Source organism: Sorangiineae bacterium MSr11367 (assembly GCA_037157805.1).
Lineage (GTDB): Bacteria > Myxococcota_A > Polyangia > Polyangiales > Polyangiaceae > Pendulispora > Pendulispora rubella.
Genome location: CP089983.1, coordinates 4,633,358 through 4,648,369, shown reverse-complemented (window position 1 = coordinate 4,648,369; position 15,012 = coordinate 4,633,358). Strand labels below are relative to the sequence as shown.

At 66.8% G+C, this 15,012-nt stretch carries 15 protein-coding genes; 7 read left to right on the top strand and 8 right to left on the bottom strand.

From position 1 onward, the window contains the following. Window positions 1-45: 45 nt before the first annotated feature. A complete protein-coding gene (locus tag LVJ94_18640; GenBank protein ID WXB09240.1) occupies window positions 46-651 on the top strand; it encodes a hypothetical protein in 606 nt (201 codons plus the stop codon). A gap of 4 nt (window positions 652-655) precedes the next feature. On the opposite strand, the gene LVJ94_18635 is transcribed toward LVJ94_18640, so the two are convergent. The 4 genes from LVJ94_18635 to LVJ94_18620 all read right to left on the bottom strand — a co-directional run bounded on the left by LVJ94_18635 (window position 656) and on the right by LVJ94_18620 (window position 5,140). Continuing rightward, complete coding sequence (locus LVJ94_18635; GenBank protein WXB09239.1) at window positions 656-982, bottom strand: hypothetical protein; 327 nt, start codon at window positions 980-982, stop codon at window positions 656-658. A gap of 97 nt (window positions 983-1,079) precedes the next feature. Next, complete coding sequence (locus LVJ94_18630) at window positions 1,080-1,916, bottom strand: response regulator (protein ID WXB09238.1); 837 nt, start codon at window positions 1,914-1,916, stop codon at window positions 1,080-1,082. Window positions 1,917-1,925: 9 nt separating this feature from the next. Next, window positions 1,926-3,083 (bottom strand): histidine kinase, encoded by a 1,158-nt coding sequence (locus tag LVJ94_18625; protein WXB09237.1) that lies wholly within the window; start codon window positions 3,081-3,083, stop codon window positions 1,926-1,928. Window positions 3,084-3,298: 215 nt separating this feature from the next. Then, window positions 3,299-5,140, bottom strand: a complete 1,842-nt coding sequence (locus LVJ94_18620; protein ID WXB09236.1) for a long-chain fatty acid--CoA ligase — start codon at window positions 5,138-5,140, stop codon at window positions 3,299-3,301. Between the two features lie 38 nt (window positions 5,141-5,178). Between LVJ94_18620 and miaB the strand changes: the two genes are divergently transcribed. Continuing rightward, a complete protein-coding gene (miaB, locus tag LVJ94_18615; protein WXB09235.1) occupies window positions 5,179-6,630 on the top strand; it encodes a tRNA (N6-isopentenyl adenosine(37)-C2)-methylthiotransferase MiaB in 1,452 nt (483 codons plus the stop codon). A gap of 189 nt (window positions 6,631-6,819) precedes the next feature. Further along, entirely contained in the window at window positions 6,820-7,350 is a 531-nt protein-coding gene (locus LVJ94_18610; GenBank protein ID WXB09234.1) for a gamma carbonic anhydrase family protein, read from the top strand. Window positions 7,351-7,367: 17 nt separating this feature from the next. Here LVJ94_18610 and LVJ94_18605 read toward each other — a convergent pair whose 3' ends face one another. Then, entirely contained in the window at window positions 7,368-7,859 is a 492-nt protein-coding gene (locus LVJ94_18605) for a septal ring lytic transglycosylase RlpA family protein (GenBank protein WXB09233.1), read from the bottom strand. Between the two features lie 26 nt (window positions 7,860-7,885). Here LVJ94_18605 and LVJ94_18600 point away from each other — a divergent pair, with 26 nt between their 5' ends. After that, complete coding sequence (locus tag LVJ94_18600) at window positions 7,886-8,440, top strand: hypothetical protein (GenBank protein ID WXB09232.1); 555 nt, start codon at window positions 7,886-7,888, stop codon at window positions 8,438-8,440. On the opposite strand, the gene LVJ94_18595 is transcribed toward LVJ94_18600, so the two are convergent. Both LVJ94_18595 and LVJ94_18590 read right to left on the bottom strand, forming a co-directional pair. Then, window positions 8,385-9,179: a hypothetical protein gene (locus tag LVJ94_18595; protein ID WXB09231.1), complete on the bottom strand. Its 795-nt coding sequence runs from the start codon at window positions 9,177-9,179 to the stop codon at window positions 8,385-8,387. The two genes, LVJ94_18600 and LVJ94_18595, sit on opposite strands and share 56 nt — an antisense overlap. Before the next feature lie 33 nt (window positions 9,180-9,212). Further along, the gene (locus LVJ94_18590; protein WXB09230.1) at window positions 9,213-9,803 is read right to left on the bottom strand and encodes a sigma-70 family RNA polymerase sigma factor; all 591 of its coding nucleotides are present in this window, start codon (window positions 9,801-9,803) and stop codon (window positions 9,213-9,215) included. Window positions 9,804-10,152: 349 nt separating this feature from the next. Here LVJ94_18590 and LVJ94_18585 point away from each other — a divergent pair, with 349 nt between their 5' ends. The 3 genes from LVJ94_18585 to LVJ94_18575 are packed head-to-tail and all read left to right on the top strand — an operon-like array spanning window position 10,153 to window position 14,533. Continuing rightward, window positions 10,153-12,573, top strand: a complete 2,421-nt coding sequence (locus tag LVJ94_18585) for a hypothetical protein (protein WXB09229.1) — start codon at window positions 10,153-10,155, stop codon at window positions 12,571-12,573. After that, entirely contained in the window at window positions 12,570-13,757 is a 1,188-nt protein-coding gene (locus LVJ94_18580) for a phospholipase D-like domain-containing protein (GenBank protein ID WXB09228.1), read from the top strand. The genes LVJ94_18585 and LVJ94_18580 overlap by 4 nt, the downstream gene beginning before the upstream one ends. Window positions 13,758-13,759: 2 nt before the next feature. Then, window positions 13,760-14,533 carry a 1-acyl-sn-glycerol-3-phosphate acyltransferase gene (locus LVJ94_18575; GenBank protein WXB09227.1) on the top strand — a complete coding sequence of 258 codons (774 nt, stop codon included), beginning with the start codon at window positions 13,760-13,762 and terminating at the stop codon, window positions 14,531-14,533. A gap of 254 nt (window positions 14,534-14,787) precedes the next feature. Here LVJ94_18575 and thiS read toward each other — a convergent pair whose 3' ends face one another. Continuing rightward, on the bottom strand, window positions 14,788-14,988 hold the full coding sequence (gene thiS, locus LVJ94_18570) for a sulfur carrier protein ThiS (protein ID WXB09226.1): 201 nt from the start codon (window positions 14,986-14,988) through the stop codon (window positions 14,788-14,790). Window positions 14,989-15,012 lie beyond the last annotated feature (24 nt).

Genomic DNA, 15,012 nt, shown 5'->3' with positions numbered 1-15,012 from the left:
ACGGGATGCGTCGAAAATGGCGGCGGCCCACGAAAATCCGTTGCCATGGCAACAAATGGACGCCCGAGCGGTCCAACCCCGTGCCGCGATGCGGTGGGGAGGCTCGATTCGGTGGGGATCCGCGGTGAAGGCCGCCCCCACGCGGTCTACGGTTTCGACCTGCGCGTGACGAACCCGGCCGGCAGTCCACGGTGGCTCGTCTTTCCGGAGACGTTTCCGCGCGAGGGTCGGCAGCTGCCGGCGCCGGGGCGCGGCACCGTCGAGCGCCTCGAGGCCGTTCGCCTGGCGGGGCGCGGGCGGGTCGTCGCCGTGCATGCGTGGGGCGCCGGCGGCTTTCGTGCGATTTACCTTCCGCCGGGGGCCAAGGCGGTGCTGAACGAGCTGCCCATTTTGGCCGATTGGACGATGCCCTACGCCACCGCGAAGATCGAGATCATCGTCGCCCACGAGATCCTCGTCGACGACGTGCCCCTCGCCTCGTGGGTGCAAGGTTCGCTCCTCGCCGGCCCCGACAGCGATGTCAGCTTGGGTAGCGATCCGAGTGCGCACCTCGAGCTGGTGAAGCCGCTCCCCGCCGGCGGACACACGGTCACCATCCAGGACGACTGCCGGACGACGGCGCAGGCGATCCTGAAGCACGAGGATTTCTAGCGGATCAGGTGCAAGCGTCGTCCAGAGAGCCCTGGGCGCTCTCGGGATACGGGAGCTCCGTCGACCAGCGACGCGTCTTGCCCGGCGTGCCCGCGCGAACCGCCCAGCGCACACCGCTGACGGCTCCCACCCGCATCGAGCCAGCGAACTTTGCATACGCGCGGTCCGCGCCCCAAGGCTGGAACTGGACCTTTACGTGGACGGCGGCGCGTGCCTCGTCGGCTTGGCCGAGCGCGTGGAACGTAGCCACCTTCACCTGCGTGGCGGAAGCCAGGCCGAAGCCGGTCACCACGCCGAGTCCGAGAAGTGAAACGAGGATCAATCTGGCCATGGCAGCCTTCACGCTAGCCGGGCATGCCGCGCTGCGCCTTCCAACTGCAGCGAGCGGTCTTGGCCGTGCAGCGACCGGCAGGTGGGCCGGCGATGGCCTACCGCGGACGGCCGATCCGCCGCTCGAGCTCTGCGCGCTTGCGCCGGCTCACCGGGATCTGGATCCCCGTGTGGAGCACCACCAGGGCTTCCCCACCCGCCGTGCCATGGACCTCGCGGATGCGCCGCACGTTCACGATGGCCGAGCGATGGATCCGCACGAATTCCAGCGGGTTGAGGCGGCCCTCCAGGGCGCGCAAGCTCTCGCGCATGACGTGAGTCTCGGCGCCGACGTGGATGCTGCAGCAGTAGTCGTCGGCCTCGATCCAATCGATGTCGCGCACCTCGACGATGGAGGAACGGTTGCCCAAGCGAATCGCGAAGCGCTCCGCAAAGGCCGTTTCCGCGGGAACGGCGCTGGAGCGCACGGGCTCCCCCGCCCCGGGCTTCGCCTCCAAGTCTTGCAGCAGATGCGCAAGCCGCTGGCCGATCGCGGCGAGCTCGCTCTGTCGAATGCGCTGGCGTGCGCGGGCCAGGGCTTCGTCGAAGCGCTCCTGGCTGCACGGCTTGAGCACGTAGTCGACGGCGTGGATCTCGAAGGCCTTCAGCGCGAATTGGTCGAAGGCCGTGAGGAACAGGACGGGCGGCATCAACGACGGCCCCACCTGCCGCACCACTTCGAAGCCGTCGTACTCGGGCATCTGCACGTCGAGCACGACCAACCCGGGCGGATCGCGGCGGATGGCCTCGATGGCCTCGGCACCGTTGCGGCACTCGCCGCAGATCTCCACGTCGGGATGGCGCGCCAAGAGGTGCCGCAGCCCCGCGCGCGCGGGCGGTTCGTCGTCGACGATCAGCACGCGGAGCTCGGGGCCAACGGAGGGAGCGTTCGTCATCGAGCGCGATTACGCCGCCACGTGCTCGGCCGAGACGGGGCCAGCCGGCTGCGCCACGCGCTTGGTCCCCGAATCGTGCTCGGTGTGGAAGGGCAAGGAGATGCTCGCCAAGGTGCCGCCAGACTCGACGCGCTCGAGGCGGAACTCCGCTTGGCCGCCATAGTGCTGCTCCAAGCGCTCGCGGATGTTGCGCAGGCCGAGCCCCGGGCAAGCGCACAGCACGAAGCCCTCGGGCGGGCCGGGGCCGTCGTCGCGCACGTCGAGCACGAGTTGGTCGCCCTCGCGACGGGCGCGGATCTCGAGCATGCCCGCCGATGCGCGGCGCGCGATGCCGTGGCGAACGGCGTTCTCCACCACGGGCTGGAGCAGGAGCAACGGCACCCGGGCCTCGAGCACCTGCGGGTCGATGGTCCAGGTGACGCGCAGGCGATCGGCGAAGCGGAGCTCCTGGATCTCCAGGTACCGCTTCAACATTTGCACCTCTTCGCGCACCGTCACGTCCGTCGAGTCCACCTGGCGGAGCACGTCGCGCAGCATGTCGCTCAGCAGGAGCAACGTGCGCTCGGCGGTCTTCACGTCCCCCTGCCGCACGAAGGCGACCGCCGTGTTCAGCGTATTGAAGAGAAAGTGCGGCTGCAGCTGCGACTTCAGCGCGGAAAGCTGCGCCCGCACCAGCTCCGTCGCCAGGGCCGCCTCGCGCCGCTCGCTCTCGCGCTTGCGTTGGTTCGCGCTCATCGTCGCACCGGCGAAGAGCACGATGCCGTAGGCAAAGACGAAGGCGGACACCCACCCGATGAGCGAACGCAAGACGCGCTGCCCGTAGGTGAGGGTCCCGCCCATCGCGAGCTTCATCCACACGTCCACCACGGGATAGAACAACGAGAACGCGAGGCACGTGCCGAAGAAGAGCAGCGTATGCGCCAGCACCAGCCGCCACTTCGGCCACGAGGCCGTGCGCTCCCCCGCGGTGAGCCGCAAGATGAGCGGCGTGGCCAGCGCCCACACGTACCAGGGCAGCACGCGCCCCACGAAGCATGCGGCGAGCGAGACCCGCATGCCCTTGAACTCGTTGCAGTAGAAGTAGGTCTCGACCGCGGACACGATCCCCGCGGCCGTCCATGCCGCGAAGACGATCCAGCCCGAACGCGCCCGGCTATGGCTTTGCATGCTTCCGCTCATTCATAGCCCGGCGAACGCCCGGGCGCTACGCGTCCATGGTCGCAGGAGATTGAGAGATTCACAGGAAGACGGGAAGACAGGAAGGATTTGAGATTGGATTTTCAGTTGGCTCACGCCGCCGCGCGGAAATCCTAAAACCTTCCCGTCTTCCCGTCTTCCTGTAAATCCTCTCCTCTTACGGGCGCAGCGGACTCTCCGTGGCCTTAGACCGCGGCGCGGGGGCGCTGGGCCTTGGACTCGGCCTTTTTCTTGTAGAGCGCGTCGAGAAGTGGCGCGTATTTCTCGAGCACGCTGCGGCGTTTGAGCTTCAGGCTCGGCGTGAGCATGCCGTTTTCGGTCGTGAAATCGCTGTCGATGATCGCGAAGTCCTGCACCGACTCGAAGCCTTTGAACTTCTCCGAGTACTTCTCGATTTCCTTCCCGAGAAGCTCCCGCACCTTGGGATCCTCGAGCAAGGCCGGGCCGCTCGACAACGAGTGCCCTTCCTTCTCGGCCCACGCTTTGACCGCGTCCACGTTGGCCACCACCAGCGCGACGTTGTGCGGGCGATTGTCTCCGTAGACCATCACGTTGGTCACGTACGGAGAAAGCTTGATCTCTTCCTCGAGCGGCGTCGGAACCACGTACTTGCCGTTCTCCAGCTTGTACTGCTCCTTGATGCGACCCGTGATGTACACGAAGCCGTCGGGATCGATGTAGCCCATGTCGCCCGTGCGGAAGCCGCCGTCGGAGGTGAACACCGCCGCGTTTTCCTCGGGCCGATTGTGGTAGCCCTGCATCACATTGGGCCCGTAGACGATGATTTCGCCTTCGTCGCGCCCGCTCTCCGTCTTCTTCCCGCTCGAAGGATCGATGACCACGCGAACGTCCGGGAACGGCTTGCCCACGGAGCCGATTTTGCGGCCCAGGAAGGGGCAGTTCGCCGTGGCGATGGGGCTCGTCTCGGTGAGGCCGTAGCCCTCGTAGACCATGACGCCGATGCCGTCGATGAACTCCGCCACCTCGCGCGAGATGGCCGCGCCGCCCGAGAATGCGTACTTCAGACGCCCGCCGAACTTGGCGCGCACCTTGGAGAAGACCACCTTGTTCGCCAGGCTGAGCATGATGCCCTCGCCGAACGACGGCTTCTCGCCCACGCGCAGCTTGGCCGCCGCGCGAAGTGCGCCTTTGACCATCGCCTGCACCACGGCGGGCTTCTCGGAAATCTGCTTTTGTACGGCCATGTAAAGCCGATTGAAAATGCGCGGCACGCTAAAGAGCAAGGTGGGCTGAACCTCGGCCAAATTGTCGAGGATCTTGCTGATCGACTCGGCGAGCCCCATCGATGCGCCATTGGAAAACAGCGCGTGCAATTCCACGGTCTGCCCGAACGAGTGCGCCCACGGCAAGAACGAGAGCGAGCGATCCTCCGAGGCCATGGGGAAGGCTTTGTGCGCGCCCTCCACGTTGGAGGCGATGTTGTTGTGGCTCAGAATGACGCCCTTGGGGACCCCCGTGGTGCCACTCGTATAGATGTAACAGGCGACGTCTTTCTTCTCGGGCTTGATGACCGGCACCGGCTTTTTCTCGCCGGCCTCGATCAACGCGGCAAACGAATGAATCGTGTGGCCGTCGCTTTCGCCTTCCATGACGATGATGTGCTGGAGCGTCGGAATCAGCTCCAAAAGCTTCTTCGCCTTTTGCAGAATGTCTTTTTTGGAGACGACGAGCGCTTTGGCGCCGCAATCGCGGACGATGAACTCCCAGTCCTTTTCGAGCTGCGCCTCGTACATGGGCACGAGCGCGATCCCCAGGCCGAAACAGGCGTAGGCGGACACGGCCCACTCCACGCGGTTGTCCGCGATGATGGCCACGGCGTCGCCCCGCGTCAGGCCGAGGCCGGCGAGCCCGCCGCGAAAGCCGTCGACCTGCTTGCCGAACTCACGGTACGTAATCCAGTGCCAAACCCCCTCTTTCTTCGTTCCGAAGAGCTCGCGATCGGCGAACTTCTCGATGCTGCGGTTATAGATATCGACCAGGGTGTCAAAATGTGCCGGCTCGCCCATATCCCTACGAAGAGTATGCTAAACGGCCTGGCTTTCAAATGATGGCTCGTCGCTATTGCCTCAAGACGTTCGGCTGCCAGATGAACGTCCACGATTCGGAGCGGATGGAGGAATCCCTCCAGGCCTTCGGCTGGGAGCCGGGCGCGCTCGAAGAGGCGGATCTGGTCATTTTCAACACGTGCAGCGTCCGCGACAAGGCCGAACAGAAGGTCCGCAGTGAGGTGGGCAAGCTTTTGCCGCTGAAGCGCGAAAAGCCTCACGTCGTGCTTTGCGTGGCCGGATGCGTGGCCCAGCAGGAGGGTGAGAAGCTTCTTTCGCGCATCCGCCACCTCGATCTGGTCATCGGCCCGGACAACCTGCACGAGCTTCCGGCCCTGGTGGAGGCACAATTCTCGGGCTCTCCGCCCATGGCGCGCACCGTCTTCGACATCGATGCGCCGCAGTTTTTGTCGGCTGCTCCACGCGCCGGGGAGGCTCTGGTCAGCGGCTACGTCACCACGATGAAGGGCTGCGACGAGCGCTGCTCCTTCTGCATCGTGCCGTACACGCGCGGGCCGGAGCGCTACCGCCCTGCGCGCCAGATCGTCGACGAGATTGCGCGGCTGGTCGATGCGGGGACGCGGGAAGTGATCCTTCTCGGTCAGACGGTCGACAGCTTCCGCGATCCGGAGCTGCCGCCGCCCGAGAGCGACGATCCGGACGAGTCGCAGTTTCCTTGGCTCTTGCGCAAGATTGCGAGCGAGGTGCCCGGCCTCCTTCGCCTGCGCTACACGAGCCCGCACCCGCGCCACGCCACCGAGTCGCTGGCCCGCGCGCATGCCGAGCTGGATGTGCTCGCTCACCACGTGCACTTGCCCGTGCAATCGGGAAGCGACCGCATGTTGAAGCGGATGATCCGCCGCTACAAGCGTGCAGAGTACATCGAGCGGGCGGAGCGGCTTCGCCGCGCACGGCCGGACATGACGCTGTCGACGGACATCATCGTCGGCTTCCCGGGTGAGACGGACGAGGACTTCGAGAGCACCCTCTCGCTGGTGCGCGAGGTGGGGTTCGTGGCGGCGTTCGCGTTCAAGTTTTCACCGCGTCCAAACACCCCTGCGTTGAAGCTCATCGACGATGTGCCGGAAGAGCTGAAGAAAGAGCGACTTGCTCGGCTGTTCGAGGTCGTCGAAGCCCAAGGGCAAGCGCACCTGATGAAGCTCGCGGGAACGCAGGCCAAGGTCCTCGTCGAGGGCATGAGCAAGACGGACAAGCAAGCAAGTGGCTCGCTTCTGCAGGGTCGAACCGAACGCAACGAAATCGTGCACCTCGAAGGCGGCTCGCCGTCGTGGATCGGGCACGTGATTCCCGTGGAGATCGTGCGCGCGAACAAGCATTCGCTTTCGGGCCGCCCGCAGGATGGAGCGCTCGCCGCACTCGGTCTTTCCGACGAACGCGCGCGACCTGCCGTCGTGCGACAAGTGCGGTCTTTGCCGGTGATTTCGCAATAAATAATCGCGCCCACCCGCATCGTCCCTCCTTACGATGCGGGTGAGCGCGCGAGGATAATCTTCGCTCGAGCACCTTTTCGCGGCGGCCTCCCTTCTCTCCCGGCCTCCCGTGCCCTTGCTACTTCGTACGATGCGACATCGTGCGCGAGTGATTCGGCGTACAAAACTCAAGCAGGACGAAAAGAGAAAATGCCCCTGTATGAATACGAAGGGACGCGCCCCATCCTCCGGGAAGGCGCGTACGTGAGTCCCCAAGCTACGGTCATCGGCGACATCCATCTGGAGGCGCAGTCCAGCGTGTGGTTCGGCGCCGTTTTGCGGGGAGACGTGGGCGCGATCCGCATCGGCGCGCGCAGCAATGTGCAGGACAACGCGGTGATCCACGTGACGGGAGGTCTCAACAACACCGTCGTCGGCGACGATGTCACGATCGGCCATTTGGCTCTGCTGCACGGTTGCACCATCGGCCACCGCGTCCTGGTGGGCATGGGAAGCATCGTGCTCGATGACGCGAAGATCGGGGACGATTGCTTCATCGGGGCAGGCTCGCTCGTCACGCCGGGCACGGTGATCCCTGCGCGCTCCTTCGTCCTGGGGCGGCCGGCGAAGGTCGTGCGGGAGGTCACCGAGAAAGATCTCCTATGGATCGCGGCCTCGGCCCAGCACTACGTGGAGTATGCACGCACGTTCGCCACGAGCCTGAAGCTCGTCGAGGGATAATCGCGAGAGGGCCGCGTTTATTCCGGTCCGCGCACGACGCGCAGTTCGACGCGCGTCGCTCCAATTTGCACCAAGCCGATCTTCTCCGCCGCGGCGCGCGACAGGTCGATGATCTTGTGCGAATCGTCGAAAGGTCCGCGATCGGTGATGCGCACGCGCACGGTCGATCCCGTGTCGACCCGACGCACCTCGACCCACGTTCCAAAGGGCAGCTTGCGGTGCGCGGCGGTCATGGCTCGCGCGTCGTACCGCTCGCCGCTCGCGGTCTTCCTGCCTTGGAACTTTTTCCCGTACCAGCTCGCGATTCCGATTTCGTCGGGCTTGCCGGGCTGCTGGCGGCTGCGATCGACGAAGGAGTAGTCGTTGCTGGCGGTCTCGATCTGCGTGTTGCCTGGCGCGTTGAAGCTGCGCTCCGAGCCATGACCACCACCGCAACCGGAGGTGGCACCGAGGGATGTCGCGAGCGCAAAGAGGTAAGCGACCTGGGCGAGCAAAGGGGGCGGGGGCATGACGCTACTTCAAGAGGTAGTACGGCTTGCGCTTCGAGCCAAGCACGAGCACATTCGGGGTCTTGGAGCGGATCCACGCCATCTGGCTCTTGGCCACGTGCCTACTCGCCACGCTTTTCGAGTCGTTCTTCGCGCCGCTGACGCGCAAGCGACGCGGGCTTCGCGCATTTCAACGAAGCTACGCGCTCGATCGGCTCCCCCCGCTCACGCCGGAGGAACGTCGCACGTTGCCCACGTTGAGCGGATGCATCGCGTGCGGGCTGTGCGATCTCGGCGAGGGCCTTCGCGTGGCGCGTTCGTCGGGCGTCTACGCCGGCACGATGGATCTCATGCTCGCATCGTCACGCAGCATGCCGGACTTCGACGCCGCCATGCGCTCCTTCGCGACCGTTCCCGAGGCGCGGCTCGCCGAGCTGGAACGGCGCTGCCCCGCGCGGATTCCCATGCAAAAGGTGGCCGCGTTCGTGCGCGCCAAAGGCTTGCTCGAGGAAGAAGAGGTACGCGCTTCCCAAGGCGCGATTGCGACTAAGGCGCCGCGAGCTCGAGGTCGGCGGGCGAACGCGGAACGACGTGGTAATTGAAGAACCACGTGACGATGCCGGTGACCGACGCGAACTTCGTATCCTTCGCGATGTCTGCGGCCTGCACATCGTAAAACTCGTTGGTGATCGTCACGGCGTCACGGGTCGTGTTCGACGTGATGTGCACGCTGAGGCGCTTTCCGCTGGGGAACGGGGTGTCGGACACCGTCACGTTCTTGATGGTGACGAGCATGTTCAACCACTTCCGCCCCGTATCGTAGTCGTTCAAATCGGTCGCGTTGATTTCGACCGGTGCGGGCGGCGGCGTCTCGTAGCGAAAGGTGCCGATGGGCGTGGACAGCTGCGGCAGCTTGTGGCCGGTCGGAAAGTGCGCCGTGCCGATGTCCTGCATCTCCACGTACGGCCCGCGCAAATCGAGCACGTCGCCCGGGGAAACCCGCAGGCTGGACGGAATGAACGACGGCGAATACAGCGAAATGCCCGAGTATGGGGCCTGCGAACCGACGTCCTGCACGTAGATCGTGCCGCGGCTCTTGCCGTCTTGGGTCTCGTCGAAGGTGTCGATGTAAATGACTTCGGCCCCCGTCACGTCCACGTCGCCCTGAGTCTTCAGCGATGGATTCACCACCTCGCGAATGCGTTTTCCCGCACCCAGCGGATCGGGCTCTCGATGGCTCGGAGCGTCTCCGTCTTCAGAGGAGCAAGCCACGCTGCCGAAGACGCAAACGATGGCGGTGCCGAGTACCAACAGGCCAGTGCGGGATGAAGAGGACGCCACGGTGCCAGGCTTATACCACCGAGCGCGCCCCCCTCAAGCGGCGTGTTCGACCGCCGTGGAAAGCGCCGATTCGAGGCGGGACTGAATTTTATGCTTCTTCGAGTAAACGGTTTTGACGCTGATGTTCATGCGCGCGGCAATCTCGTTCGGCTCCAGCTCCTCATCGAAGTACAGCGTGGCGAACGCGCGGTCCTTCTCGCTGAAACCATCGAGCATGTCGGCGGCCATCGCCGCGCGCTGACGCTCGGCCACGCACTCGAACGGATCGGGGAGTTGGCACGCCAAATCGGTGGCCTCGGCCAGCGACGCCTTGTTCGGCTCCCGGCGCAGGCTGCGCAAGTGATCGTAAGCACAGTGAATGGCAAGCAAGCCAAGCCAGCTGGAAAAGCGATTGCCGCGCTCCGGGTCGAAGGTCCGGAGCTTGTGCATCTCGTTGGAAAGAAGGGATAAGAAAAGCTGGGCCTGAATCTCGAAAACGTCGTCGCCCGAGACCATCGACGGAAAGCGGCGGGTAACCTTCGTGATGCAGCGGTGGATCAAGCGATCGTAACGGCTCTGAAACTCACTCCACGCCTGCGTCTCGTTGCGCAGCATCCCGTCGACCAACTCGCGGTCGCAGGACATTCGGCACGCGCTCGCATCTTCCCGATAAGCATCTCGCCCTTGCATCATCTCTCGACAGCCCTCCAAGGACCGGCGCGCCGTGCGACCGGTCGGCGTCGTGCAATGCAGCGCGCGTGCCAGCCTCGGAAAGAGCTACAATCGTCGAGAAATACGGGGAATTCGTGCCCCGCCGGGCCCGTCCAGGGCAAGTGTTACGCGTAACAGTCGGCCTGGGGCGTAACACTTTGGGGGAACGTTACGGAAGTTGTTACGCTCGCAGCCCGGTGTTTCACCCCTCGATGGATATCCTTTTTTGGCCAGGCGCCAGCAAGTTGAGGGGTGGGCCGATTTTGATGATAACGGTTCCGCTGTGGATGGAGTTTCTCGTCGTCTCATCCCGTCGATTGTCTGTCTGACGCTGGCCACTGCATGCGGCGGCGCGGCCGAGCCGCCTCCCGCGGTTCCCAAGCAGGTACGTGGCGTGGTCGGGGATCGTCCGCCCGTCGCCGCGATCGTTCGTGACGGGGATCCCGGTGCGGGCCTGGCGGTGGCCGTGTGGACGTACGGCGTGGCCCCCGAACGGGGCGCGCAACCGGCGGTGGCGCTCGCGGCGCTCACGCAGGTGCGGCTCGCCGCGCGTTGGCCTGCGGCGGTGGTGACGCCGGCATGGGAGGGCTACCGCGTGCGAGGGCTTCTCGGTGAGCAGCCGTCGGATCAAGTCACGGCGGTGCAACGCGCGCTGCTCGCGCCGGTGACCGCGGCGGAGATGCCCGCGGTCGTGAAGAAGCTTCGCGCGCTGGCCAGCAAGCCGCTCCACGATCCCGGGCTGGCCGAGGTGGCGCGGTGCCGGGGCGAGGCGTTCGGCGCGATCCCCGCACCGCCCGAGCCGGTGCTCGCGGATGTGGAGGCATGGCGGCGCGCCGCGCATGGACTGGGCCGCGTGGCGCTGTCGGTGGCCGGCGTGACGCGCGCCACGCACGACGTGGTGACCGCCCTCAATGGCTTGCCCGCGTGGCCTCGGGCCGCGCAGCTGCCGGGCTTCGGTTGGCCGGAGGACGCCCCGCCCCCGGTGGTGTACGACGCACGCAGCGAAGGCGTCGCCGAAGCGCGCGCGATTCTCGCCTTTCGCACGGGCGATGCGACCCGCGCGGCCGCCATCGCGCCCAGCTTGGGCGATCCGCGCGGTCCCCTCGCCTCGCGCCTCGAGGCCACGGAGTCGGGCGCGACGGTGCGCGAGGTCACCGCCACGGCGCACGCGCAGGGGGGCTGCCTCACGGTGACCCTGGATGCGCGCGATCTCGGCGCCAACCCGACGGCGCGCATCGCCACGGCCATCGCGCTGGTCCGGCAAGAGGTGCTCGCGGAACTGGCCGACACCGACGACGCAGGAGGCGCGTTGGATCTCGCACGTCGCGCCGGCGATCCGCGCGACGCGGCCGAACGCGGTGCGTGGTGGACGCTCTATCCGCGGGCCGCGAGCGCGGCCGCCAAAGAGCCGCGGATGCTCCTTGCCGTTGGCTTCGCAGGCTCACGCGATGCGACGGCGATGCCCAGCGCGGAGGCCGTGCGCACGGAGGTCGATCGCGCGCTCGCGGCGTGGAAGGAGCCCGTGGTGGAGCCTCGCCTGCGGGTGGAGCGCGGTCAGTCGGACCTCTGGCTGCTCCTGGCATCGCCCTGCGGCACGGTCCCCGAGGTCGAGTCGGACTCGGGCCTCGGCGCTGGCTTCGCGATGCTCGCGGCGGAAAGGGCACGCGATCATGCGGGACCTTCGCTCGAGATCGTGCCCTGGGCCTCCGCGGACGCCATTGGGCTTTTGGCCCACGGGCCGGCGCTCCCGGGCGAGACGCCGCTGGCGCAGGCTCGGCGCATCGCCGACACGGCGGCGCGTGCCTTTGCCGAAGGCCCCGAACGGGGCGCGGTGTCCCATGTGCGGGCGTCGCTTCTTTCCGTCGGGGACAACGTCGGCGCGCGGGCGCTGGTCGCGCTTTCGAACGGCATCGTTCCGGGGCGGCCTTCGTGGTTCTCGCCCTCGGGAAGCCTCGAGGCGCTCGCGCGCGCGTCGGACGGTGCACTCGGGACGCGTGCCAGCGGCCTTCGCGCAGGGCCGATGCGCGTCGCGGTTCTCGCCAACGAGAGCCCCGCGCAAGGCGCCGCCGCCGCACGCGCCGTGGATCGATGGGTGCCGCGACGAGCCTCGGGCGACGCACGCGCGTGCCCCACCCCGAGCGAGCCGCCCCCGCCGCGGCCGGGCACCTATTGGCTCGATCCCACGGGTTCGCCCGAGCAAGCCGGCCAGGCGTGGTTGGCCCTGCCCCTTCCGCGCGGCGACGAGAAATCCGTGCAGCTTGCACGCTTCTTCGCCCTGGCCCTGGACGGAGAGGATGGCCTCCTCGCGCGCGGCCTGGGGCGACCCGGTCTGGCGCGCTCGTGGAGCGCAACCGTCGTCGGCCCCGCGCGGGGCTCGGCGCTGGTCGTCCGCATCGCATCGGCCGATGGGGCGCTGGACGGGGCGGTCGCGCAGACGCGCGTCCTGCTGGATCGGTTGCGCCAGCGCGGCCTCGACGAGGCTGACCGGCAGCGGGCCGCCGCCGCCCGTACGCGCGCCGAGCAACGGGCTCTCCTCGAACCACATGGGCGCCTGCTCGCGCTGTTCCGGGACGCACTTGGTCACGATCGAGATGCGCCGCCCCCACTCGACGCGCTACGCTCCTTTGCTGCAACCGTACTTCGCGATGACGCACTCGTCATCGTGGCCGCCCGCCCTCCCCGCGCACCGAAAGCGACTCCGTGAGCCCCCCGCCTTCGTATGACTCCGATGCCGAGCCCGAAGACGGCGAGGAGCATTCCCTCACGGAGGCCGAGCAGCCCTGGTTCGACGTGGGCGGCGACCGCGTGCGGCTCCTGCGCGATGGAGCGCAAACGTTTCCGGCGATGCTGGAGGCCATCCGCCACGCGCAGAACGAAGTGCTTCTCGAGATGTACTGGGTCGGCGCCGACTCCTGCGGCGAGCGTTTCCGCGATGCCCTGGTGAGCCGCGCCCGCGCCGGCGTCAAGGTCAAGGTCATCTACGACGCCGTCGGAAGCCTCGGCATCACCGAATCGTGGTGGCAGCCGCTGCGCAGCGCGGGCGGCGACGTTCACGAGTACCATTCGCTCTTTCCGCTGGCCCAAAGCTTTCAGCTCGATCGGGTCGAGCAGCGCGATCACCGCAAGCTCCTCGTCGCCGACGACACCATCGCCTTCACGGGCGGCATCAACCTGAGCGATCCCTGGCTCCCCCTCGAGCAAGGCGGCGAGGGCTGGCGCGACGATGCCGTCGCCGTGGAAGGCCCGTGCGTCGAAGAGTTTCGCTCGCTCTTCTACGAGACGTGGCGCCGCATCACCCGCACCCTGCGCCCGCGCGACGTTCCGCCCTTTCCGCGACGTCGATCGCGCCCCGTCTGGGTGCTCGCCAACAATTGGCGGCGCCGGCGCAGCATCCGCCGCGAGTACGTCGTGCGCATCGCCAATGCGCGGCAGTCGGTGGACATCGCCAATTCGTACTTCGTGCCCGACGGCGGCGTGCGCCGCGCCATGTTCCGCGCAGCCTCGCGCGGCGTGCGCATTCGCGTGTTGGTGCCCGCCCGCGGTGACGTCCCCATCGTGCAATTCGCCGTGGAGGCCATGTTCGAGCAGCTGCTGAAGCACGGCGTCGAGGTGTACGCGCTACCTGGCCCCATCCTGCACTCCAAGGTGGCCATCGTAGACGAGAGCTTCGCCACCATCGGCAGCTACAACCTCGACGAACGCTCTTGGCGCAAGAACCTCGAGGTCAACCTCGCCGTGGAGGACGGGCCCTTCGCGCGGCACGTTCGCCATTGGTTCGAACACGATCTCGCCCGGGCGCTCCCCATCGATCTGGCGACGTGGCGCCAGCGCGGTACGCTGCGTCGGGGCATGGAGTGGGTAGCTTTCGCGATGCGGAAACTCTGGTGACCATGAAACTGAACTTCGTACGAAAACCGATTCGCGTGGCCGGCTTGGGTCTCATCACGGCGACGTACCTTCCCCTTTACGTGGCCCGCGACGCGATGCTCGGCGTCGGCGTGGGAAAGACCGAGCTCCGTCAACGCTTGCACCTGCGCGATCTCTGGACGGGACGCTGGTCGCGCGCCTTGTTGAAGCTCTTTGCCGTGCACCCGAACATCGTGGGGGACGTCCCCACGCGCCAGGGCGGCTACCTCGTGGTGGCCAACCACCGCTCCACCATCGACATTGCGCTCGTGCTGGCGACCTTCGGCGGCTGCGTGGTCTCGCGGGCGGACCTCTCGCGGTGGCCCATCATCGGCCCCGCCGCCCGCAAAGTGGGCACCTTGTTCGTGGAGCGCACGAACAAGCAAAGCGGCGCGCGCGTGATCCGCGCCATGGCCGGGCGCTTGGCCGAGGGGGACATCGTGTCCGTGTTCCCGGAGGGGACCACGTTTCCGGACGACGAAGTGCGGCCATTTTTACGGGGAGGCTTCGTCGCCGCCATCCGCGCCGGCGTGCCCGTGTTGCCCGTGGGCATCGCCTACGAAGCGGGCTCGGAGGCGGCCTTCGTGGGCGAGAGCTTCGGAGCCCACCTCGATAGGATGTCCGGCGCACCGCCGACCCGGGTCACGGTGTGCATTGGAAAGCCCCTCCCCAGCGACGACGGGGGAGCGGCCACCCTCCCCGCCCGCGCCCACGAGGCCGTCCAGGCCCTCGTTCACAAGGCGCGAAGCTTGGTATAAGGCCACGGGCGAATAAACGTAACGAGTCCGAACCGACTTGGTGCTGGAACGGCGGCAGCGAGAACGAACCGGCGGGACCGGTGCGGTGTGTGCTCCAGAAAGCATGGCTCGCCAAGCCGTCCAGCGATCCGTTCGTCGCGGGACGGGCTAAGGCGCCGGCCTCGCCGGGGTTGTCCCGCTGCCGCTGCTCGACTGCAAAGGACTCGCAAGGCGGTCAACAACCGTCGACTTTTGCGGGAGATCGCGGTTTTCCGTCACCCGCCACCGACGAAGTGCACGATTTCAATCGCGTCGCCCGGGGACACCGGATGGTGGTCGTGGTCCGCCCGGGGCACGATTTCTCGGTTGATTTCTACCGCGACGGGGCCGCCGGCCAGTTCCAGGTAGGCCAGCAGCCCCCGCACGGTGAGACCTTCCGGAATGTCGCGCCCTTCTCCATTGATGATAACGTGCATGGGTGACCTTTTTCCGACGAGTGG